This window comes from Lelliottia sp. JS-SCA-14, from assembly GCF_035593345.1.
Lineage (GTDB): Bacteria > Pseudomonadota > Gammaproteobacteria > Enterobacterales > Enterobacteriaceae > Enterobacter > Enterobacter wanjuensis.
The window spans coordinates 1,181,339-1,203,588 of the sequence record NZ_CP141606.1 but is presented as its reverse complement, the minus strand read 5'-3'; the positions used below and the strand labels follow the sequence as shown (position 1 = coordinate 1,203,588).

The 22,250-nt window shown below is 56.0% G+C and carries 21 protein-coding genes and 1 other annotated feature; of the genes, 9 read left to right on the top strand and 12 right to left on the bottom strand.

Annotated elements, in window-relative coordinates; translation table 11 throughout:
* Positions 1 to 153: 153 nt before the first annotated feature.
* The 6 genes from htpG to U9O48_RS05550 all read right to left on the bottom strand — a co-directional run bounded on the left by htpG (position 154) and on the right by U9O48_RS05550 (position 6,233).
* A complete protein-coding gene (gene htpG / locus U9O48_RS05575) occupies positions 154 to 2,028 on the bottom strand; it encodes a molecular chaperone HtpG (protein ID WP_282492586.1) in 1,875 nt (624 codons plus the stop codon).
* A gap of 110 nt (positions 2,029 to 2,138) precedes the next feature.
* Positions 2,139 to 2,744 (bottom strand): recombination mediator RecR, encoded by a 606-nt coding sequence (recR, locus tag U9O48_RS05570; protein ID WP_282492587.1) that lies wholly within the window; start codon positions 2,742 to 2,744, stop codon positions 2,139 to 2,141.
* On the bottom strand, positions 2,744 to 3,076 hold the full coding sequence (locus U9O48_RS05565; RefSeq protein WP_052283815.1) for a YbaB/EbfC family nucleoid-associated protein: 333 nt from the start codon (positions 3,074 to 3,076) through the stop codon (positions 2,744 to 2,746). The genes recR and U9O48_RS05565 overlap by 1 nt, the downstream gene beginning before the upstream one ends.
* 56 nt (positions 3,077 to 3,132) lie before the next feature.
* Positions 3,133 to 5,061, bottom strand: coding sequence for a DNA polymerase III subunit gamma/tau (gene dnaX, locus U9O48_RS05560; protein ID WP_282492588.1), 1,929 nt, complete (start codon positions 5,059 to 5,061; stop codon positions 3,133 to 3,135).
* Positions 3,739 to 3,803, bottom strand: a sequence feature (DnaX frameshifting element). Its footprint overlaps the gene before it by 65 nt.
* Positions 5,062 to 5,150: 89 nt before the next feature.
* Positions 5,151 to 5,702, bottom strand: a complete 552-nt coding sequence (gene apt / locus U9O48_RS05555; protein WP_285158294.1) for an adenine phosphoribosyltransferase — start codon at positions 5,700 to 5,702, stop codon at positions 5,151 to 5,153.
* A gap of 153 nt (positions 5,703 to 5,855) precedes the next feature.
* Positions 5,856 to 6,233, bottom strand: a complete 378-nt coding sequence (locus U9O48_RS05550) for a DUF454 family protein (protein WP_100777368.1) — start codon at positions 6,231 to 6,233, stop codon at positions 5,856 to 5,858.
* 50 nt (positions 6,234 to 6,283) lie between these two features.
* Here U9O48_RS05550 and priC point away from each other — a divergent pair, with 50 nt between their 5' ends.
* Together priC and rsmS are read left to right on the top strand one after the other, a co-directional pair.
* Positions 6,284 to 6,811, top strand: a complete 528-nt coding sequence (gene priC, locus U9O48_RS05545) for a primosomal replication protein N'' (RefSeq protein WP_282492590.1) — start codon at positions 6,284 to 6,286, stop codon at positions 6,809 to 6,811.
* Between the two features lie 12 nt (positions 6,812 to 6,823).
* Positions 6,824 to 6,979 carry a pleiotropic regulatory protein RsmS gene (gene rsmS, locus U9O48_RS05540; protein ID WP_285145185.1) on the top strand — a complete coding sequence of 52 codons (156 nt, stop codon included), beginning with the start codon at positions 6,824 to 6,826 and terminating at the stop codon, positions 6,977 to 6,979.
* Between the two features lie 45 nt (positions 6,980 to 7,024).
* On the opposite strand, the gene mscK is transcribed toward rsmS, so the two are convergent.
* Together mscK and acrR are read right to left on the bottom strand one after the other, a co-directional pair.
* Positions 7,025 to 10,378, bottom strand: a complete 3,354-nt coding sequence (gene mscK, locus U9O48_RS05535) for a mechanosensitive channel MscK (protein WP_324724379.1) — start codon at positions 10,376 to 10,378, stop codon at positions 7,025 to 7,027.
* A gap of 107 nt (positions 10,379 to 10,485) precedes the next feature.
* Positions 10,486 to 11,139 (bottom strand): multidrug efflux transporter transcriptional repressor AcrR, encoded by a 654-nt coding sequence (gene acrR, locus U9O48_RS05530; RefSeq protein ID WP_285145186.1) that lies wholly within the window; start codon positions 11,137 to 11,139, stop codon positions 10,486 to 10,488.
* A gap of 142 nt (positions 11,140 to 11,281) precedes the next feature.
* Here acrR and acrA point away from each other — a divergent pair, with 142 nt between their 5' ends.
* The 6 genes from acrA to U9O48_RS05500 all read left to right on the top strand — a co-directional run bounded on the left by acrA (position 11,282) and on the right by U9O48_RS05500 (position 18,134).
* The gene (gene acrA, locus U9O48_RS05525) at positions 11,282 to 12,475 is read left to right on the top strand and encodes a multidrug efflux RND transporter periplasmic adaptor subunit AcrA (RefSeq protein ID WP_282492593.1); all 1,194 of its coding nucleotides are present in this window, start codon (positions 11,282 to 11,284) and stop codon (positions 12,473 to 12,475) included.
* A 22-nt stretch (positions 12,476 to 12,497) separates the two neighbouring features.
* Entirely contained in the window at positions 12,498 to 15,647 is a 3,150-nt protein-coding gene (gene acrB, locus U9O48_RS05520; RefSeq protein WP_282492594.1) for a multidrug efflux RND transporter permease subunit AcrB, read from the top strand.
* Between the two features lie 514 nt (positions 15,648 to 16,161).
* Positions 16,162 to 16,536: an Hha toxicity modulator TomB gene (gene tomB / locus U9O48_RS05515; protein ID WP_282492595.1), complete on the top strand. Its 375-nt coding sequence runs from the start codon at positions 16,162 to 16,164 to the stop codon at positions 16,534 to 16,536.
* Positions 16,537 to 16,563: 27 nt separating this feature from the next.
* Positions 16,564 to 16,782 carry an HHA domain-containing protein gene (locus U9O48_RS05510; protein WP_012016344.1) on the top strand — a complete coding sequence of 73 codons (219 nt, stop codon included), beginning with the start codon at positions 16,564 to 16,566 and terminating at the stop codon, positions 16,780 to 16,782.
* A gap of 215 nt (positions 16,783 to 16,997) precedes the next feature.
* A complete protein-coding gene (gene maa / locus U9O48_RS05505; protein ID WP_285145187.1) occupies positions 16,998 to 17,549 on the top strand; it encodes a maltose O-acetyltransferase in 552 nt (183 codons plus the stop codon).
* A 117-nt stretch (positions 17,550 to 17,666) separates the two neighbouring features.
* Positions 17,667 to 18,134 (top strand): YlaC family protein, encoded by a 468-nt coding sequence (locus tag U9O48_RS05500; protein ID WP_324723756.1) that lies wholly within the window; start codon positions 17,667 to 17,669, stop codon positions 18,132 to 18,134.
* Here U9O48_RS05500 and U9O48_RS05495 read toward each other — a convergent pair.
* Complete coding sequence (locus tag U9O48_RS05495) at positions 18,106 to 19,563, bottom strand: PLP-dependent aminotransferase family protein (protein WP_324723754.1); 1,458 nt, start codon at positions 19,561 to 19,563, stop codon at positions 18,106 to 18,108. The genes U9O48_RS05500 and U9O48_RS05495 overlap by 29 nt on opposite strands.
* Before the next feature lie 100 nt (positions 19,564 to 19,663).
* Between U9O48_RS05495 and U9O48_RS05490 the strand changes: the two genes are divergently transcribed.
* Entirely contained in the window at positions 19,664 to 20,374 is a 711-nt protein-coding gene (locus tag U9O48_RS05490; protein ID WP_324723752.1) for a GNAT family protein, read from the top strand.
* Here the strand turns inward: U9O48_RS05490 and ykgO are convergent.
* The 3 genes from ykgO to U9O48_RS05475 all read right to left on the bottom strand — a co-directional run bounded on the left by ykgO (position 20,371) and on the right by U9O48_RS05475 (position 22,241).
* Entirely contained in the window at positions 20,371 to 20,511 is a 141-nt protein-coding gene (ykgO, locus tag U9O48_RS05485; RefSeq protein WP_003859006.1) for a type B 50S ribosomal protein L36, read from the bottom strand. The genes U9O48_RS05490 and ykgO overlap by 4 nt on opposite strands.
* A gap of 2 nt (positions 20,512 to 20,513) precedes the next feature.
* Positions 20,514 to 20,774: a type B 50S ribosomal protein L31 gene (locus U9O48_RS05480; RefSeq protein ID WP_095281030.1), complete on the bottom strand. Its 261-nt coding sequence runs from the start codon at positions 20,772 to 20,774 to the stop codon at positions 20,514 to 20,516.
* 90 nt (positions 20,775 to 20,864) lie between these two features.
* Positions 20,865 to 22,241 carry a PTS transporter subunit EIIC gene (locus tag U9O48_RS05475; protein WP_285145190.1) on the bottom strand — a complete coding sequence of 459 codons (1,377 nt, stop codon included), beginning with the start codon at positions 22,239 to 22,241 and terminating at the stop codon, positions 20,865 to 20,867.
* Between the last annotated feature and the right edge of the window lie 9 nt (positions 22,242 to 22,250).

Below are 22,250 nucleotides of genomic sequence, written 5' to 3'. Positions count from 1 at the left end.
GCGCTAAACAATACCATCAGAACGGGTATCGCTCAAGGAAGGCGGGACGGCTGAAACGGTTAACGGGGGAGATTATTTGGGATAGTGGGGTCTGGTGCCCTCACCCCGGCCCTCTCCCACGGGAGAGGGAGAAGACCAGGGGAGGCCGGGTGATTACGCCATCAACAGCGCATTCACACGTTTGATGAACAGGTTCGGATCTTCCAGCGTGCCGCGCTCGGCCAGCAGGGACTGATCCAGCAGCAGCTCAACCCACTCGTTAAACTGGGTTTCGTCCTGAGTGTCCGCCGCGCGTTTCACCAGCGGGTGATCCGGGTTCAGTTCAAAGATGTACTTCACTTCCGGAATGGCCTGGCCGGCAGCGGCAAACAGTTTCGCCATCTGGGTGCCCATTTCGTCCGCGTCGGTGGTGACAATCGCCGGGGTGTCGGTCAGACGGTGCGTGAAGCGCACCTCTTTCACGCGATCGCCCAGCAGGGTTTTCACGCGCTCAACGAAGGGCTCCAGCGCTTTTTCTGCTTCTTTTGCCGTTTCGTCCACTTCGTCAGCCAGCTTGTCGATAGACTCGTCAGCTTTAGCCACGGACTGGAAAGATTTACCGTCGAATTCGGTCAGGTAGTTCATCATCCACTCATCGATGCGATCGGAAAGCAGCAGCACTTCGATGCCTTTCTTACGCAGCAGCTCCAGATGCGGGCTGCTCTTCGCGGCAGCATAGCTGTCGGCGGTGATGTAGTAGATCTTCTCCTGCCCTTCTTTCATACGGGACACGTACTCTTCGAGAGACACGGTCTGCTCGGAAGAGTCGGTGTGCGTCGAGGCGAAGCGCAGCAGTTTAGCGATCGCTTCCACGTTTGAAGAATCTTCCGCCGGGCCCTCTTTCAGCACCAGGCCAAACTGTTTCCAGAAGGTCTGATATTTCTCAGCATCGTCTTTCGCCAGTTTCTCCAGCATCTGCAGGGAGCGCTTGGTCAGGGCGTTACGCAGGTTGCGCGTGACGGTGCTGTCCTGCAGGATTTCGCGGGAGACATTCAGCGGCAGATCGTTAGAATCTATCAGGCCACGCACGAAGCGCAGGTAGTTCGGCATGAACTGCTCGGCATCGTCCATGATGAACACGCGCTGCACGTACAGCTTCAGACCGTGCTTATGATCGCGGTTCCACATGTCCCACGGCGCCTGGGCCGGGATGTACAGCAGGCTGGTGTACTCCTGCTTCCCTTCCACGCGGTTGTGGCTCCAGGTCAACGGATCGGTAAAGTCGTGGGCGATGTGCTTGTAGAATTCGTTGTATTCGTCGTCTTTGATTTCAGACTTGTTACGCGTCCACAGGGCCTGCGCCTTGTTGATTTTCTCCCAGGAGACCACGGTTTCACCGTCGACTTCTTCGGTTTTCTCAATTTCAACTGGCAGGGCGATGTGGTCGGAGTATTTGCTGATGATGGAGCGCACGCGCCAGTCATTCAGGAAATCGTCTTCGCCTTCGCGCAGGTGCAGGGTGATCTCGGTCCCGCGATCGGCTTTGGTGATGTCATCCACGGTGTATTCACCTTCACCGTGGGACTCCCAGAACACGCCGTTTTCCGCGCTGTCGCCCGCCGCACGGGTGCGTACGGTGACTTTGTCGGCCACGATAAAGGCCGAGTAGAAGCCTACGCCGAACTGGCCGATCAGCTGGCTGTCTTTCGCCTGATCGGAGCCCATGGATTCGAGGAAGGATTTGGTGCCGGACTTCGCGATGGTCCCGAGGTGATCGATCACCTCGTCGCGGTTCATACCAATGCCGTTATCGGCAATGGTCAGGGTGCGGTTGTCTTTGTCAAAAGAGACGCGCACGCGCAGCTCACCGTCGCCTTCATACAGATCCGGGTTGGACAGCGCGCGAAAACGCAGTTTGTCCGCCGCATCCGAGGCGTTGGAGATAAGCTCACGCAGGAAGATTTCTTTATTGGAATACAGGGAATGGATCATCAGGTGCAGAAGCTGTTTTACTTCTGACTGGAAACCACGGGTTTCTTGTCCTTTCATCTAGATCGACCTCAACAATGCCATTTAATGGGGTTTGAACACGTTGAGAGTGAGATGGGGATAGCGGGAGAGAATTTCAAGCGGAGGCCACGATTGCAGCCTCCGTTTGGTCAGAAAATAAGCTTGTGGCGTCCAGCCAGAGAGTGTGACAGCGTGGTGCCGTCGACCATTTCCAGCTCGCCGCCGACCGGTACGCCGTGGGCGATGCGGCTCGCCTGTACGCCGTACTGCGCGCACAGTTCACCGATGTAGTTCGCGGTCGCTTCGCCTTCCACCGTCGGGTTGGTGGCGAGGATCACTTCGGTCAACGTCTCGGACTCCAGACGCTGCTCGAGGCGATCGAGACCGATATCGTCCGGGCCAATTCCATCCAGCGGAGAGAGATGGCCCATCAGTACGAAATAGCGGCCCGAAAACTGCCCGGTTTGCTCAATGGCGTAGATGTCCGCCGGACTCTCCACCACGCAAATCTGACCGTTTTCCTGACGACGCGGATTCGAACAGATGTTACACACGTCCTGCTCGGTAAAAGTGCGGCAATCCTCACAGTGACCGATTTCTGACATGGCGCGGGTCAGTGCCTGCGCCAGGCGCATCCCGCCGCTGCGGTCGCGCTGTAACAGCGTAAACGCCATGCGCTGGGCTGACTTCGGGCCAACGCCCGGCAGGCAGCGCAGCGCTTCCATTAACTGCGTGAGCAGCGGACTGGTTTGCATCAGAACGGCATCTTAAAGCCTGGCGGCAGCTGCATCCCGGAGGAGACAGAGGCCATTTTCTCTTTCTGGGTTTCGTCGATACGGCGCGCAGCATCGTTAAACGCAGCGGCAACCAGATCTTCCAGCATATCTTTGTCGTCTTCGAGCAGGCTTGGGTCAATTTCCACGCGACGGCAGTTATGCGCGCCGTTGATGGTCACTTTGACCAGACCTGCACCAGATTCGCCAGTGACTTCCAGCTGTGCGATCTCTTCCTGCATTTTCTGCATTTTGTCTTGCATCTGCTGGGCCTGTTTCATCAGGTTACCCAGACCGCCTTTACCACCAAACATAGGCTTCTCTCTTAAGTAGTCACGTTAAGGACAACGACTGTGAGTCAGACTCACGGTCAAATGGGACGGATACTCTCTTCATCCAGATCGGCGTCGAAGAACCGGCGCAGGGTCTGAATGTTGTTATCCGCAATAATCGACTCGCGCGCCTGCGCGAGCTTCTCTTCATAAATTGCCTGACGCCACTCCAGCGGCGTACGCATCGCCGGATTATCATCTTCAATGATAGTCAATTCAACCGGCGCGCCCTGTAATGTGGAGAGCGCCTCCGTCAGCACCTGTTGGGCGCTGGCGGAATTCAGATGACGCTGACCCGGGCGCAGATGCAGGCGGATCTGATTTCCGTCCTGCTCTTTCCAGGCGTTGAGCGCGACCTGCTCGACCAGTTTCGGCAGCTTTAACTGGCTGACTTCAGCGGCCCAGGCGTCACGCTCGAGGGATTCTGCTGCGAGCTTCGCAGAAAGCTCCGGCGTTTTATCGTGCTCCAGCGCCTTTTTCAGCGCTTTCGGCGTCGCCACTTCCACCTTCACTTCTTCGGCGGTGTTGGTCGACTTCCAGCGGTAAGCCTCTTTCTTCGCCGGGGCTTTCTGTTCGAGCGCCGACGGCGACGGGCGCGACTGTACGCGCTCCGTTACCGATGCCAGTCGTTCGAGTGCGGCGTTGTTAACCGGCCGCGCTCTTCCTGGCGCTGCCGGTTCACTCTTTTTTGGTTTGGTTGCTCCCTGCGCACGCTGTAGCTGACTGCGCGCGGCGAGCACCGAACTGGTGGCATCCGGCAGCGGGACGTCCGGCCCAGGCGGTGGCGCAGCGTGCTGCGGCATCGCCGTAGGCGTCATCACCGCGGTCGGTGCGACAGGGGCATAGGACTGGCGCGGCACTTCAGGCTCGGGCAGCGGCATCCGGGGATGGAACGCCAGCGCGCGCAGAAGCGTCATTTCGACGCCCATCCGACGATCCGGTGCGAACGGCAATTCTTTGCGGCCAATCAGCAGCGTCTGGTAATAGAGCTGCACATCAGCCGGTGGAACGGTGCGCGCAAGTTCACGCATGCGCTGTTCGATCATCGCCATGTCTGCGCCAATGGCAGATGGGGAGAGCTGGAGCATCGCCACGCGGTGCAGCAGGGCCAGCATTTCGACCAGCAGCGCTTCCCACTCCACGCCGCGGGAGGCCGCGACGTTCACCAGCGACATGGCGCGTTCGCCGTTGGCTTCAATAATGGCTTCAATCAGCGACAGGGCCTGATCGTCGTCGAGGGTGCCGAGCATGGTGCTCACCGCCTCGGTCGACAGCTGGCCGTCACCGCTGGCGATGGCCTGATCCGTCAGGCTTAAAGCGTCACGCAGACTGCCGTCCGCCGCACGCGCCAGCAGCTGCAGGGCGCGCGGTTCGTGGGCGATCTTCTCTTCATCAAGAATGTGTTCGAGCTGAGTGCGGATCTGATCGACGTCCAGCGCCTTCAGATGGAACTGCAGACAGCGCGACAGGATCGTCACCGGCAGCTTTTGCGGATCGGTGGTCGCCAGCAGGAATTTGACGTGCGATGGCGGCTCTTCCAGCGTTTTCAGCAGGGCGTTAAAACTGTGGCGCGACAGCATGTGGACTTCATCGATCAGATAGACCTTGAAGCGGCCACGCGCCGGGGCGTACTGCACGTTATCCAGCAGATCGCGGGTATCTTCGACCTTAGTGCGCGAGGCGGCATCGATTTCGATCAGATCGACAAAACGCCCCTGCTCGATTTCCCGGCAGTTATCACAGACGCCGCATGGCGTGGCGGTGATCCCGGTTTCGCAGTTCAGGCCTTTAGCCAGCAAACGGGCAATAGAGGTTTTACCGACGCCGCGCGTGCCGGAGAAAAGATACGCGTGATGGATGCGTCCTAGCGATAAACCGTTCGCCAGGGCGGTCAGCACATGTTCCTGGCCGACGACGTCAGCGAAGGTTTGGGGTCGCCACTTTCGGGCTAACACCTGATAACTCATGGGCAGGCTCTGCAACGCTGGAAGGTGGATATTCAGGGGGGTAATGCTAACACAACCTCACCCATTGGGCGAGGTTGCGGGAAGAGGGATTAATGACCCGGGAAAGGGACCAGGCTGTAGCTGGTGATACCCTGTTTTTCCAGGCGCTGTTCGCCGCCGAGATCGAACAGATTGATGATGAAGGCCGCGTCGGTCACTTCTCCACCCAGACGACGGATCAGCTTCACGGTCGCTTCAATCGTACCGCCGGTCGCCAGCAGATCGTCCACCACCAGCACTTTGTCGCCCGGTTTGATGGCATCAACGTGAATTTCCAGCTGATCGGTGCCGTATTCCAGCTCATAGCTCTCGGCAATGGTTTCACGCGGCAGTTTGCGCGGTTTACGTACCGGCACAAAGCCCACGCCCATCGCCAGCGCAACCGGTGCGCCGAACAGGAAGCCACGCGCTTCCGTGCCTACTACTTTGGTGATCCCGGCGTTTTTATAGCGCTGAACCAGCAGTTCAATGCTGAGTGCGTACGCTTTCGGGTCTTCCAGCAAGCTGGTGACATCACGGAAAAGAATGCCAGGTTTTGGATAGTCCTGGATGCTTTTGATGCTGTTTTTCAGAAATTCAAGCTGCTGCGCAGTCGCGGTCATAAATGTATGCCTGGTTAAAAACGGTGTTACTCACGGCGCGCATAACATGTGGTCAAAGTAACAATTGATTAACTTTTGACCAGGCGCACCTGTGCTCGAAAACGGTCGAATTTACTGGCTGCGGGGGATAATTGCAACAGCCATCATTGCCCATCAGTGCTTTTGTTGCTTTTCATCAACGACGGGGATTCGCCACATGAAGAAAAGCAGACAGGAGAGGATCACCAGCAGCAGGATACGCACCCACATCATCTTCACCAGCCATAATGAAATGGCGAAGGTCACGAGGATCACCGCAATCGCGCGAGGCTTTGCGCCGGGCGGCATCGCCCGGTATTGTTGCCAGTGGCGCAGATAGCCGCCAAACCAGGAGCGATAAAGCAGCCACTGGTGAAAACGCGGCGATGAGCGGGCAAAGCACCAGGCCGCCAGCAGAATAAAGGGCGTGGTGGGCAGCAGCGGCAAAACCACGCCAAGCGTACCCAGCACTACCGCGAGCCAGCCAATGATGATTAAAATAGTACGCTTCATAATGCGAATCGTTATCAAACTGAACGGCTACTTTACCACTGGAGAGCGTATTGAAAACAGCCTTGCTTTTAGAGACTCTGCAAAATCAGTTGATCGCCCTGCGCGCGCAGGCATCACCTCTGTTGCAGCATGCGACGCTGAAGCCACGCTTTGACCGGCAGTTGTTTCGTACCCGCAGTACGCTGATAAAAGATTATCTTGATGAAGCCCAGCATAACCTTGATGAGCTTCGTCACGCCGTCGAGAGCCAGCAAACCGAGCAGGTGGCGTGGCTGGCGGAACATCTGGTAGAGCAGATCACCGCCCTGCACCGGGAGATGACCGCCTGGCCGCTGCGCGCGTGGGACACGCCCTCGCCCGGTGCCGCGAAATGGCAGCGCAAACGGCTGGAGCATCAGGATTTTGAACGTCGCCTGTACGCGATGAAAAACGAGCGCGAACAGCAGCTCAAAGGGAGCGAAACCCTGGAAGAGCAGCAGCGTTTGATGCGGGAAATTTCCGCCCTGGAAGGACGACTCACCCGCTGCCGTCAGGCGCTGGATGAGATAGAGCGCGTGATTGCGCGTATGACCCGCTAAATGGAGCTAAACATGTCGCTGGAAAACGCACCCGACGAAGTCAAACTGGCCGTCGATCTGATTATGCTGCTGGAAAATCATGACCTTGCGCCTGAGACGGTGTTGAAAGCGCTGGAAATTGTGCGGCGGGATTTTGAGGGGAAGTTACGTCCTGACTCAGCGCCGTAGTTTCCCCCTCACCCTAACCCTCTCCCACAGGGAGAGGGAATAAGATCAAGCTGGTGTCGGGTCATCGCCCTTCACTTCACGCTTCACTTCCGTATGCTCATCACCCTTCTCATTTCGCAGGTGAACTTCCAGCTGGTTGAAAGCGATATTGATATTGTTCTCACGGCACAGACGATCGATGGTGCGGTTCAGTTCGTCCACCGCGTAACTGCGATCCCGCAACTCACGCACGTATAAACGCAGCTCATGATCCAGGGTGCTTGCCCCGAAGGTGGTGAAGAACACCGACGGCGCCGGATCGTGCATCACTTTTGGATGCTCCGTCGCGGCCTGCAACAGTACCGCTTTCACTTTGTCCAGATCCGATCCGTACGCCACGCCGAGGCGGATCACCACGCGGGTGATGGTGTCGGAGAGCGACCAGTTGATCAGACGTTCGGTGACGAAGGCTTTGTTCGGGATGATCACCTCTTTGCGATCAAAGTCGGTGATTGTCGTTGCGCGGATACGGATCTTGCTGACCGTCCCGGAGAAGGTACCGATGGTGACCGTATCGCCGATACGCACCGGGCGTTCGAACAGAATGATCAGGCCAGAGACGAAGTTCCCGAAGATCTCCTGCAAGCCAAAACCGAGACCGACCGACAGGGCGGCTGCCAGCCACTGGAGTTTATCCCACGAGACGCCCAGCGAGCCGAAGACGGTCATCGCCCCGACCACCAGAATCACATAGTTCAGAATGGTGGTGATGGCGTAAGACGAGCCCTGACGCATATTGAGGCGTGAGAGGATCAGCACTTCCAGCAGACCCGGCAGGTTGCGGATCAGCGCCCAGGCCACCACGGTGGAGACCAGCGCAAACAGCAGGCTGCCCATGGTGACGCTTTTCATCACCGCCGCACCGGCTTCGGTGCCGTTGTACTGCCAGAGCGTGATGCTGTCGAGATAGGCAAACACGGTGATCAAATCAGACCAGATCGCCCAGAACATCACGCCGAACAGCGCCACCATCACCAGCATGGTAATACGTAGCGTTTGCTGGTTGACCTGCTCCAGCGCGATGGTCGGCTCTTCCTGCGGCTCCGCCCCTTCCGCGCCCTCTTTCACCATATTCTGACGACGAGCCAGCGCACGACGGTAGGCGATGCGGCGCGCCGCGACGCTCAGACCGCGCAGCACCGTCTGATACAGCAGGTTCCAGAGAATGACCAGATAGACGGTTTCAATCCAGCGGCCCGACAGGCGCAGCGTGGTATAGAAGTAGCCCGTGGCGGTGAGCACCATCAGCGCCAGCGGAATAATCGCCAGCACGGTGACGGTGATCAGCCGAATGTTATGCGACTCTTTATCCCGCCAGCTGTCGCGGCACATCGGCCACATCAGCACGGCAATCAGCAGCAGGTTGAGGAAGATCGCCAGCTGGCCGAGGACGTCATCCATCAGATGCAGCGGGGAAAGTTCGGCCACGACCGACCAGAAGTGCAGCGGCAGCAGCGCCAGGCTCACGCGCACAATCTGGCGGCGCCAGTGGCTGGTGAGCTGCTCCGGCATATTGAAGTGACGTACCGCCACGCCGTCTTTTTCCAGCACTTTCCAGCACAGGCCAAACACCAGCCAGAACAGCGCCAGCTTTTTGCTGAACGCCCACAGCAGATCGCTGATGTTGAGCTGCATGGTCAGCAGGATCAGCCCCGCCGCCAGAATCAGCAGACACACCGGCAGCGCGCGGATGAGATCGATCAATATTGCTTTCGGCGTATGCAGCTGGCTGTCATTGCGCAGCTGTCCCACTTCATGGGCGAGCTTAGCCTGATATTTTTTAAGCCAGCCCAGACGCCAGCGGATCAGTCCCGCAATCAGCAACAACGGCAGACCGGCGAGAAACGCAATCATCACCGCAGGCCAGGCTTTCTCCCAGTTGACGGTGATTTTCATGCTCTTGATCTGGGATTTCAGCGTCTCCGGGAAGGATTTAATCCAGTCCCAGTCCATCGGTTTGTTGCTGTTCACCCAGAAGATTTGCTGGGTCAGAATTTCTTTCAGGCTTTTCGAAACGCTCACCAGCTGCTGCTGGTTGATTTGCAGGTTGATCGCCATCATCAGCTGATTACCCAGCTGTTTGTTGAGCTGATCCAGCAGCTCGCGGCGCATATCCACCACCTGCAGCAGCGCATCGTGGACTTCGTCGTTCACTTCGCTGGTATGGCCCTCTTCCACTTTGGCGACAAAGGCGTCGCTCTGGAAAAGCGCGTCGCGCTGCTGGTTGATCTCAAACTGCTCCAGACGCAGGTCCGCGATGCGGTTGGTCATGTCTTCCAGCTCGTCGGCGGACGGCAGCGTCTGCTGCTGTTGATACAGAATGCGCGACAGCAGCAGGCTGCCCTTCAGGACCGCAATCTGTTCTTTGATATTGCGTTCGGCCTGCAGGGCACGATCCAGCCAGTTCTTCACTTTGATATTTTGCTGAACCAGTGAGTTACCGCTTTCGGTGGCCTGAATCAGACGCTGGCTAAGCTGATGGTTGATATCCAGCTCCTGCTTCACCAGCGGGTTACTCTGGATGCGGGTGGTTTCGTCCGGCGAGACGGCTTCCTGTGCCGTTTTCTCCGTCAGGGTCAGGCGTTTGCTGTTAACCGCCTCCTGCAGCAGCTGGAGCTGATGCTCCAGGCGATTAATATTGGCGGTGACATAATCCCGCTGTTTTTGCAGCGTATCCTGCAAAATGGTGTTGCCTTCGAGGCTCTTACGCTGCTGGTCGATCTGCGCATTGAGCAAGGTTTGCTGGGCCAGGAGCAGCGTTTGCTGCGTCGGACGAAGCGCGCCTTCGCCCACCGTGGTGCCATTCAGGCGGTTACGGATCTGCTGTAGCTGCTGCGAGGCCGAATACATGGCGTTCTGCACGCGTTCCGGCTGAGTTTGCAGGGAGACGAGCTGGCTGTTGTAGGTGGCGAGATCGCTCTGCCCGGTTTGCAGATCGTCGAGCACCTGGGTCATGCGGGATTCCAGCTGGCGCAGGGAGAGCGTCGCCAGAGTCTTACGGGTTTCGTCGTCGTTATCGACGTCGCTCAGGGCGTTCAGCGCCGCCGTCGCCTGACGCATTTTGTCCGGCGCTTCGGTCACTTTCTGGCGCAGCTGCGTGGTTTCTGTTTTCACGCGCTCGATTTTATCCAGCGTCTCAATGGTCTCGGCCAGATCGGCCTGCACCAGCTTTTCCTGCGGCGTCAGCTCTTTTTGTTTGTTCAGGGTGTCCAGCTGAGACTGAATATCCGCCCGCGTCGGACCATCGCTGTTGTTGTCAGCGCGGGCATGGACGGCGGGAGCCGTGGCGAAGAAAAACAGCACGGCGAAAATCAGGACAAAAACGGGGTTTTGCGAGCGTGTGTAGTGCAGCATAGTGATGATTTTGATGTCAGAAATGACCGGAAATAGTCTGGCGCGAAGAATATCACGGCAGGTGCAGGCAGAATAGCGCGAAGGCCAGCGTCCAGGAAAATTCCTGGCGCCAGTCAGGCCGGAAGGGAATCAGGGTCGCCGCGCAGCGTCGGGCAGAACTGGCACATCTCCAGCAAAATGGCGACGTAGTTGCGCGCTTCCTGTCTCAGGTCGAACGACTCGGGGGCGAAGAGCCAGTTTTCCATCAGCCCGGAAATATAGCTGCGCATCAAAATAGCGGTACGACGAGTCAGCAAATTTGCCGGGAGCATGTTAGCCTGAATACATTGATTTAGCGTATATTCGATGCGATCGTAGCTTTCGAGGCACAGGCTGCGCTGCGCCTGTTGTACAACGGCCATTTCGCCGACAAACTCGCATTTGTGGAAGATGATCTCCATCATCAGGCGGCGTCGTTCCTCAATCACTGTCGCCTCAAGAACATGAACCAAAATTTCTCTCAATACTGAGAGTGGATCGTCAGGGAATTTTGCCCGATACTCAGTCTCAAGATCGGCAATACTGGATTCTGATAACTCCCAAATTTCACTGAACAAATCTGACTTGTTTTTGAAATGCCAGTAAATCGCTCCCCGTGTGACGCCAGCGGCCTGAGCAATCTGCGCCAGAGAGGTCGAAGAGACCCCCTGCTGCGAAAACAGACGTAATGCCACATCCAGAATGTGTTGACGTGTCTCGAGCGCTTGTTGTTTGGTTTTTCGTGCCATACGTCAATGAATTTACAGGAGTCAGATTTACATACATTTATGAATGTATGTACCATAGCACGACGATAATATAAACGCAGCAATGGGTTTGCGGACTTTTGATCCATTGATCAATTTGAAATCGGACACTCGAGGTTTACATATGAACAAAAACAGAGGGTTAACGCCTCTGGCGATCGTTCTGATGCTCTCAGGCGGCTTAGCGCTTACAGGATGTGATGAGAAACAGGCTCAACAGGGAGCACAGCAGATGCCAGAAGTCGGTGTCGTTACGCTGAAAACTGAACCTCTTCAAATCACCACAGAATTACCAGGCCGTACAAGCGCTTACCGCGTTGCGGAAGTTCGTCCTCAGGTTAGCGGGATCATCCTGAAACGTAACTTCACCGAGGGTGGTGATATCGAAGCGGGTGTGTCTCTGTATCAGATTGATCCGGCAACCTATCAGGCCGCGTACGAAAGTGCGAAAGGCGATCTGGCGAAGGCCGAAGCGGCTGCCAAAATCTCCCAGCTGACGCTGAACCGTTATAAAAAACTCCTCGGCACGCAGTACATCAGCCAACAGGATTACGACACGGCGCTGGCCGATTCTCAACAGGCGAACGCTGCGGTACTCGCGGCAAAAGCAGCCGTTGAAACGGCGCGCATTAACCTGGCGTACACCAAAGTGACCTCCCCTATCAGCGGTCGCATTGGCAAATCTTCCGTCACAGAAGGTGCGCTGGTTCAGAACGGACAGGCCACTGCGCTGGCTACCGTTCAGCAGCTTGATCCGATCTATGTGGATGTCACGCAGTCCAGTAACGATTTCCTGCGTCTGAAACAAGAGCTGGCAAGCGGTGCGCTGAAACAAGAAAACGGCAAAGCCAAAGTGGAGCTGGTCACCAATGATGGTATCAAGTTCCCACAGGCTGGCGCGCTGGAATTCTCTGACGTGACCGTCGATCAAACCACCGGTTCTATCACCTTACGCGCTATCTTCCCGAACCCTGACCACACGCTGTTGCCAGGTATGTTCGTGCGTGCCCGTCTGGAAGAAGGCACCAACCCAACCGCACTTCTGGTTCCACAGCAGGGCGTAACACGTACGCCGCGCGGTGATGCCAGCGCGCTGGTAGTGGGTAAGGATGACAAAGTCGAAACGCGTCAAATCACTGCTACGCAGGCGATTGGCGACAAATGGCTGGTGACGGACGGTTTGAAAGATGGCGATCGCGTGATTGTCTCTGGTTTGCAAAAAGTACGTCCTGGCGCGCAGGTGAAAGCCCAGGAAGTCAAATCTGACGATAAACAACAAGCCGCAGCCGGTGGCCAGTCAGAACAAACCAAGTCTTAACTTAAACAGGAGCCGTTAAGACATGCCTAATTTCTTTATCGATCGCCCCATATTCGCATGGGTGATCGCCATCATCATCATGCTTGCAGGGGGACTGGCGATCCTGAAGCTGCCCGTAGCGCAATATCCAACGATTGCGCCACCGGCCGTTTCGATCACCGCGACCTACCCTGGGGCTGATGCAAAAACGGTGCAGGACACCGTGACACAGGTTATCGAACAGAACATGAACGGTATCGATAACCTGATGTACATGTCCTCCAACAGTGACTCAACCGGTACGGTTCAGATCACGCTGACCTTCCAGTCTGGTACCGATGCGGATATCGCGCAGGTTCAGGTGCAGAACAAACTGCAGCTGGCGATGCCGTTACTGCCGCAAGAAGTCCAGCAGCAGGGCGTGAGCGTGGAGAAATCATCCAGTAGCTTCCTGATGGTTGTCGGCGTTATCAACACCAACGGCACCATGACGCAGGAGGATATTTCCGACTACGTGGGCGCCAACATGAAGGACGCCATCAGCCGTACTTCTGGTGTGGGTGACGTGCAGCTGTTTGGTTCGCAGTACGCGATGCGTATCTGGATGGACCCGAACAAACTGAACAACTTCCAGCTGACCCCGGTGGACGTGATCAGCGCGATCAAAGCGCAGAACGCCCAGGTGGCAGCCGGTCAGTTAGGCGGCACGCCGCCGGTGAAAGGGCAGCAGTTGAACGCCTCGATCATCGCGCAGACCCGTCTGACCTCCGCCGATGAGTTCAGTAAAATTCTGCTGAAAGTGAATCAGGATGGTTCACAGGTTCGCCTGCGCGACGTGGCGAAGGTCGAACTGGGCGGTGAAAACTACGACATCGTGGCGAAGTTTAACGGCCAGCCGGCTTCCGGTCTGGGGATTAAACTGGCGACCGGCGCGAACGCGCTGGATACCGCAACCGCGATCCGTGCAGAACTGGCGAAAATGGAGCCGTTCTTCCCGTCAGGTCTGAAAATTGTTTACCCATACGACACCACCCCGTTCGTTAAGATCTCGATTCACGAAGTGGTGAAAACGCTGGTTGAAGCGATCATCCTGGTGTTCCTGGTGATGTATCTGTTCCTGCAAAACTTCCGCGCGACGTTGATTCCAACCATCGCGGTACCGGTCGTTCTGTTGGGGACCTTTGCCATACTGGCGATATTCGGCTTCTCGATAAACACCCTGACGATGTTCGGGATGGTGCTCGCCATCGGCTTGCTCGTGGATGACGCCATCGTGGTGGTCGAAAACGTCGAGCGTGTGATGGCCGAAGAGGGGCTCCCGCCGAAGGAAGCGACGCGTAAATCAATGGGCCAGATTCAGGGCGCACTGGTCGGTATCGCGATGGTTCTGTCGGCGGTATTTATCCCAATGGCCTTCTTCGGCGGGTCAACCGGTGCGATTTACCGTCAGTTCTCCATCACCATTGTGTCGGCGATGGCCCTGTCGGTTCTCGTGGCATTGATCTTGACGCCAGCTCTGTGTGCCACCATGCTGAAGCCCGTCGCGAAAGGCGATCACGGCGACAACAAGAAAGGCTTCTTCGGCTGGTTCAACCGCATGTTTGATAAGAGCACGCACCACTACACCGACAGCGTGGGCAACATCCTGCGCAGCACCGGTCGTTATCTGCTGCTCTATATCATCATCGTGGTCGGCATGGCGTTCCTGTTCGTTCGTCTGCCAAGCTCCTTCCTGCCAGACGAAGACCAGGGCGTGTTCCTGACTATGGCGCAGCTTCCGGCGGGTGCATCGCAAGAGCGTACCCAGAAAGTGCTGGATGAAGTGACCGATTACTACCTCACCAAAGAGAAAGCGAACGTTGAATCCGTGTTTGCGGTTAACGGCTTTGGCTTTGCGGGTCGTGGTCAGAACACCGGTATTGCCTTCGTCTCTCTGAAAGACTGGAGCGAGCGTCCAGGCGAAGAGAACAAAGTCGAAGCGATCACCGGTCGTGCGATGGGCACCTTCTCGAAGATTAAAGATGCGATGGTGTTCGCCTTTAACCTGCCAGCGATCGTGGAACTGGGTACCGCGACCGGCTTCGACTTCCAGCTGATCGACCAGGGCGGTTTGGGTCACGAAAAACTGACTCAGGCGCGTAACCAGCTGTTTGGTGAAGTAGCGAAACACCCTGACCTGCTGGTCGGCGTACGTCCTAACGGCCTGGAAGATACCCCGCAGTACAAGATCGATATCGACCAGGAAAAAGCACAGGCGCTGGGCGTTTCTATTAGCGACATCAATACCACGCTGGGCGCAGCCTGGGGCGGTAGCTACGTCAACGACTTCATCGACCGCGGTCGTGTGAAGAAAGTGTACGTGATGTCCGAAGCGCAATACCGTATGTTGCCGAACGATATCAACAACTGGTACGTGCGCGGCAGCGAAGGTCAGATGGTTCCGTTCTCCGCTTTCTCCACCTCACGTTGGGAATACGGTTCACCGCGTCTGGAGCGTTACAACGGCTTGCCGTCGATGGAAATCCTCGGTCAGGCGGCACCAGGCAGAAGTACCGGTGAAGCGATGAACCTGATGGAAGAGCTGGCGGCGAAACTGCCTTCCGGCATCGGCTACGACTGGACGGGGATGTCCTACCAGGAACGTCTGTCCGGTAACCAGGCCCCTGCCCTGTACGCCATCTCGCTGATTGTGGTGTTCTTGTGTCTGGCAGCCTTGTACGAGAGCTGGTCGATTCCGTTCTCGGTCATGCTGGTGGTGCCATTGGGGGTTATCGGTGCGTTGCTGGCCGCGACATTCCGTGGCCTGACCAACGACGTTTACTTCCAGGTGGGCCTGCTGACAACCATTGGCTTGTCGGCGAAGAACGCGATACTTATCGTCGAATTCGCCAAAGATCTGATGGATAAAGAAGGTAAGGGCCTGATTGAGGCAACGCTTGAAGCCGTACGTATGCGTCTGCGTCCAATTCTGATGACCTCCCTGGCGTTTATCCTCGGGGTAATGCCGCTGGTTATTAGCTCCGGTGCAGGCTCCGGCGCGCAGAACGCCGTCGGTACCGGTGTCATGGGCGGGATGATTACCGCAACCGTACTGGCTATCTTCTTCGTTCCGGTGTTCTTCGTGGTGGTCCGCCGCCGCTTCAGCCGTAAGAATGAAGACGTGGAACACAGTCACTCAGTAGATCATCACTGATACCGGTTTCACATGCTAAAAAGGCCGCAATTTGCGGCCTTTTTCTTTGTCTGAACAAAATCATAAATTACGCTTATTGTTGGTTTATTTATTTTACGTCAGCCTCATTACGCGTATGTTGTTTAATGAAATCGTGAATCAATGAAACGCCGAATTTTAATTTCATCTCCTGCGGAAGAATATTAGGATTATTCCTGGCTAATTTTGTCGTGTAATCAACAAGTCCGAATCCTGATTTCATGCGAAAGTTTAAGGTAACTTGATGAATCCTAAGGTAGCAGCCAAATTGCCAGCCTTGATTAGGCTAAAAATGGCCCCATTAATGATGGACAATCGCTCAACGTTTGGTGGCTTAAGTTTTAATTGTAATTTTTCGTAATAGCGCGGTGAAATCTTGATCAGGCTGGTTTATAGTTAAAGACATCAGGAAAAAGCACCCGTTAAGGTAAGCTAGTTGTATCCATCCCGACGTTGATGTTCGGTGAGTAAAGAATCACTCAAAAGGGGATGCGCTATGGACGAGTACTCGCCAAAAAGGCATGATATCGCGCAGTTGAAATTTCTCTGCGAATCCTTGTACCATGACTGCCTTGCCAATCTTGATGAAAGTAACCATGGCTGGGTTAATGATCCGACCTCCGCTATCAATTTGCAGCTCAATGAACTCATTGAGCATATAGCAACCTTCGCACTTAATTATAAAATTAAGTACAATGAAGATAATAAATTGATTGAGCAAATTGATGAATATCTGGACGACACCTTTATGTTGTTCAGCAGTTATGGCATTAACACACAGGATTTACAAAAATGGCGTAAATCGGGAAATCGCCTATTCCGTTGTTTCGTCAACGCGAGCAGAGCTAACCCGGTCAGTCACTCCTGTTAAAATTATTACAAATACTAAGGTGAATTTATGTCTGATAAACCATTAACAAAGACAGATTATTTGATGCGCTTGCGACGTTGCCAGTCACTGGACACCCTGGAACGTGTTATTGAAAAAAATAAATACGAGCTGCCCGATCATGAACTGGCTGTATTTTATTCAGCCGCCGACCACCGTCTGGCCGAGTTAACCATGAATAAGCTGTATGACAAAATCCCTGTTTCTGTGTGGAAATTTGTCCGTTAATTCCAGAACTCTGTTTTTAAGATTGTATTGTTACCTTCTTACGCTGAATTCACCTTTCGATTTACGATCCCTGTGTGACAGACAGACCCATCGTTCTAAATGTGCACGTCGGCAACAATGTTGTGACTATCATCACATCAGCCCAATGGGAACGTTCCCTTTCACGGTGAGGTTCTTTACGCTATGGCGCAAAGAGTATTCCAGTGAGGTGTCCCATGAGTGAAGAAAAACAAAAGATGATTGCCGGTGAGCTATATCGCCCCTCTGACGAAACATTGCGGGCAGATCGTCTGCGCGCTCGCCATCTGGTTCACCGCTACAACCACACCGGCCCCGATGCCAAAGCAGAACGCAGCACCCTGCTGACTGAACTCCTCGGCCAGGCCGAAGGCGCGTATATTGAGCCAAGTTTTCGCTGCGATTACGGCTATAACATTTTCCTCGGCAAAGCGTTCTACGCGAATTTCGACTGCGTGATGCTGGACGTCTGCCCGATTCATATCGGTGATAATTGTATGCTGGCGCCAGGCGTGCATATTTATACCGCCACCCATCCGCTCGATGCGACGGAACGCAATAGCGGCGCTGAATTGGGTAAACCGGTGACTATCGGTCATAATGTCTGGATTGGTGGCCGCGCGGTCATTAATCCCGGCGTAACTATCGGTGATAACGTGGTCGTGGCATCCGGTGCCGTGGTCACGAAAGACGTTCCGGCGAACGTCGTCGTCGGCGGAAACCCGGCTAAGATCATCAAAACGCTTTAAGCCTGAAATCGGTAACTGTTATGGTTTTTATGCCCATAACTGTTACTTCTTTCACCTCCGCCGCTCCCCTAAAATGGGCAGATCCCCTGTATTTTGCAAAATTCATGAAGGTTATAAATGACAGAGATACAGCGCCTGCTTACTGAAACCATCGACGATCTGAACTCCCGCGAAAAGCGCGATAATCGCCCGCGCTTTAGCATCAGCTTTATCCGTAAACACCCTGGCCTGTTTTTAGCGATGTATGCCGCGCTGCTGGCGACGCTGGTCGTCATGCTGCAGTCTGAAACGCTGATCGACTCGGTCTGGCTGCTGGTGGTGTTATTCATCGTCTTCAACGCCTTTTTCTTCTTCGACGTCAATCCTCGCTATCGCTACGAAGATATCGACGTGCTGGACTTCCGCGTCTGCTACAACGGCGAATGGTACAACACGCGCTATGTGCCGTCGGAGCTGATCAGCAATATTTTGCATTCGCCGAACGTGGAAGAAGCGCAAAAGGCCAAACTGCAGAAGATGATCTCCACCAAAGGCGAACTGTCGTTCTACGACGTGTTTACCCTTTCTCGTCCTGCCACTGCGTAATCAGTCTCTGCAAGCGCCTGATCCCAGGCGCAAATTGCGACGCCGACGTATTGCCGTATCCCAGTACCAGACCGGTTTGCCCCCGCTGCGTATCCAGGTAATAGCCACTCAGGGCAGCCGGGCCCAGCTGATACTGTTTTGCCTGCTGCACAATCGCCGTATCATCCACGCCATCAATAGCAACGGTCAGATGCATCCCGCCCTCTCCGGCCAGCACCCGGTGCGGAGTGTGCAGTTCTGCGGCCAGCGCCTCGCGTAACTGTCGGTAACGCTTGCGATACAGCCGACGCATCGCCGCCAGATGTCGCGCGTAATGCCCCTCTTCGATAAACAGCGCCAGCGTCCGCTGCTCAGCCCGATGCCCGCCGCGCAGCAGCGAACCGATCGCCGGGTTTGCGGCGTGGGCCAGCGCCTTCGGCAGCACCATAAATCCGGTGCGCAGTGACGGAAACAGCGTCTTGCTGAACGTTCCCAGATAGACCACCGGCGGGTTATCCTGCATGCCCATCATCGCCGGAACCAGCTCGCCGCTGTAGCGGAACTCGCTGTCGTAATCATCTTCGATAATCCACGCGTTATGCTGACGGGCAAACTCCAGCAGCGCCAGGCGACGGTTGATGCTCAGCACGCTTCCATAGGGGAACTGATGCGAGGGCGAAGTGAAGATCAGTTTCGGCGAGTGCTCCTGCGTCTCCAGGCGCATACCCTCTTCGTCGACCGGCATCCCGACCATCGTCAGGCCCGATTTGGCAAACACGCTTTTCGCCCCGGCATAACCCGGATCTTCGGTCCAGGCGATATCCCCCGCCTCGCTCAACAGCTGCGTACAGAGGCTCACCCCTTCGAGCGCCCCTTCGGTGATCACAATCTGGCTGGCATCGCACTGAATCCCGCGCGACAGGGCAAGATGCCGCGCAATCGCCTCGCGCAAAGATAACTCCCCCGCCGGCGATCCATACCCCAGCAGCGCGCTGCCCTCTTCCCGCAGCACGCGATCGTACAGTCGTCGCCAGAGCGGCAGCGGGAAATAGTTAATCGCCGGTGTACCGGGCGTGAACGCAGGAACTGGCGTCCCGCGCGGTGTCGGTGCGGGAAGAGAGGCCATCCGGCTGGCGAGCGTCACATCCAGTGCGGGCGGCGACTGCCCTGCCTCGCGATGCCCCAGATGCGCCACCCGCGTCCCCTGGCGACTGCGAAGCAAATAGCCTTCGAGCGTCAGCTGTTCCAGCGCGGCGTTGACCGTATTGCGGGAAACCGCCAGCTGGGAGGCGATCAGCCGCGAGCCCGGCAGGCGGCTGTCAGCCTGCAATCTGCCGCTCAAAATCGCCTCGCGCAAGGCGCGATACAGCGCTCGCTGGAGCGTCCCGGACCCGCGGCTTTGCAGCGCCTGAGTGATTAATGCGTAAAAGTCGTCGCCTGGAATGTTCATTTAGTCCTCCGTGGTACCACCATAACACACTCAGGTGGACCTTTTTGCAGGACCACAATTTCCTTACTCTAAGCTTCAACTTAAGCCAACGAGAATCAACATGAACCAATTCAATCAGTTTGGGCAGCCCGTGGGCGAGGAACTACTCGACTGGCAGCCGCGACAGCATCCGGCGCGCGTGGAACTTAAGGGGCACTATTGCTCGTTGACGCCGTTACGCCCGGAGCACGCCGCCGCGCTGTTTGCCGCCTACCAGCTGGCGGAAGATACCCGGAGCTGGACGTGGCTGCTGCGCGAACCGGATGCGAACGCAGAAGCGTTTACCGCCTGGGTCGAGAGCGTTTGCGAGCTCGCCGATCCGATGCATTTCACGGTGATCGACAACCGCACCAATGCCCCAGTCGGCACGCTGGCGCTGATGCGAATCGACCCGAAAAATGGCGTGATTGAGGTTGGCCATGTGCATTTTTCCCCGCTGCTGAGCCGCACACCGATGTCCACGGAGGCGCAGTATCTGCTGATGTGCTACGTGTTTGATGAGCTGGGCTATCGTCGCTTTGAGTGGAAATGTAACAGCCTGAATGAGCCGTCGCGCCGGGCGGCGCTGCGTTTAGGGTTCCAGTATGAAGGGCGTTTTCGTCAGGCGCTGGTGGTCAAAGGCCACAACCGCGACACCGACTGGTTTTCAATTATTGATACGGAGTGGAAAGCCCTGGATCGCGCCTTCCAGAACTGGCTTGCCGCCGACAATTTCAGCGTCGACGGCAAGCAGTTAAGATCCCTGGAAAATTGGCGAAAGGAGTTCAGTTAACGTCTTTTCTTACGTCCCTGCACCGCTTTAAAGCGCGGGTTAGATTTGCAGATCACGTACAGGCGGCCTTTGCGTTTCACAATCTGACAGTCCGGGTGGCGCTGTTTGGCACTGCGCAGCGAGTTAAGTACCTGCATGATTAACCTCGCTTCGCATTAATGAAACCGCCAAAACGCTGACGGAAACGGGCCGCGCTGCCTTCGGTCGAGAAGGTTTTCTGCTTACCGGTGTAATACGGATGCGATTTCGACGAGACCTCGATGGTGATGTACGGGAACGTCTCGCCGTCGAGTTCGATTTCGCGATCGGTCTTAATCGTCGAGCCTACTTTAAAATATTCGTTGGCACTGGTGTCGTGAAAAACGACGGTGCGGTAGTACGGATGGATATCTGCTTTCATGGTCAACTCGTCATGTTTTGTTATAACATAACAGAATCGTATCCGAGTCCAGAACAAAAAACAACCCCCGCCGCGAGGCGAGGGTTTTGCTTACTTTTCTTGCGCCTGTTCTTTTCCCACCAGCATGGTCGTGAGGACAAACGACAGCACCAGCGCCATCACCACCCCCGCCAGGGCAAAGACAAAGTACGGCCCGATATAGGCAGGCAGACTGAAAATACTCGACAGGATGTAGCCGTAAAGACGCACGCCGAAGAAGGCGATGAACGCCGAGGCCAGCGAGCTGGCGATCGTCGCCGCGATAAAGGCTTTTTTGTAGCGCGTAAGAACCCCAAACAGCGCCGGTTCCGTGATCCCGAGCAGGGCAGAGATCGCCGCTGACAGAGTGACCGTTCTCTCCTGGCGATCGCGGCTCAAACGCCAGATCGCAAAGGTCGCCCCGGCAATCGCCATGTTGGCCATAAACATCATCGGCATCAGCATGTCGTACCCGCGATCGCTAAAGTTTTGCAGCGCAATCGGCGTCATCGCGTGGTGCATCCCGGTGAGGATCGCCACCGGACGAATCGCGCCGACCACCAGCCCCGCGAAGCTCGCCGATACGCCAAACAGCCCCTCGATAAACAGCGCCAGCCCTTTACCCAGCCAGATGCCAATCGGCCCGATCACCACCAGCGCCGCCAGCGCGCCGAGGAACAGCGTCAGCGTTGGGGTGAAGACCGTTTTCAGCACGTCGGGCATGATGCTGTCCACCCAGCGGTGAATGTAACTCAGCGCCAGAATAGAGAAGATCACCGGAATGACGCTCGAGGCATAGTTAAAGACCGACACCGGGATCACATCCAGCAGCCAGATGGCGCTGACTGCGCCCTCCTGATGAGTCGCCAGCGCTTTCGCCGCCTCGATCAGCGATGGATACATCAGACAGGCCGCGACGGCTGCCGCCAGATATTCGTTAGTTTTGAAGATCTTCGCCGCCGAGACCGCGAGGAAAAACGGCAGGAAGTAGAACACGCCGCTGGCGATAAGATCGATCACCATCACCGTGTCGCTTTTCGCCGAAACCACTTTCAGGGCGATAAGCCCGGCCAGCAGCCCTTTGATCATCCCCGCCCCGGCAATCGCCGGTACGATTGGGCCAAACACACCCGAGACCGTATCCATAAACAGCGATACCAGACTCTTACGCCCTTTGGTCGCCGCCGGAGCCGCCTCCTCGTGATTTCCCAGTACGTTCAGCATTTGCTCGTACCAGCTGTTCACCTTCGGCCCGATAATCACCTGAAACTGATCGCTTTGCAGCTGCGCGCCCAGCACGCCGGGCAGTTTTTTAATCTCCGTTTGATCCACTTTATTATCGTCAATCAGATCAAAGCGCAGGCGCGTCATGCAGTGCCAGACTTTATTGATATTCCCCTGGCCGCCGACCAGACGAATAATATTATTGATGGCTTCTTGCGTCCCCATAAAAACTCC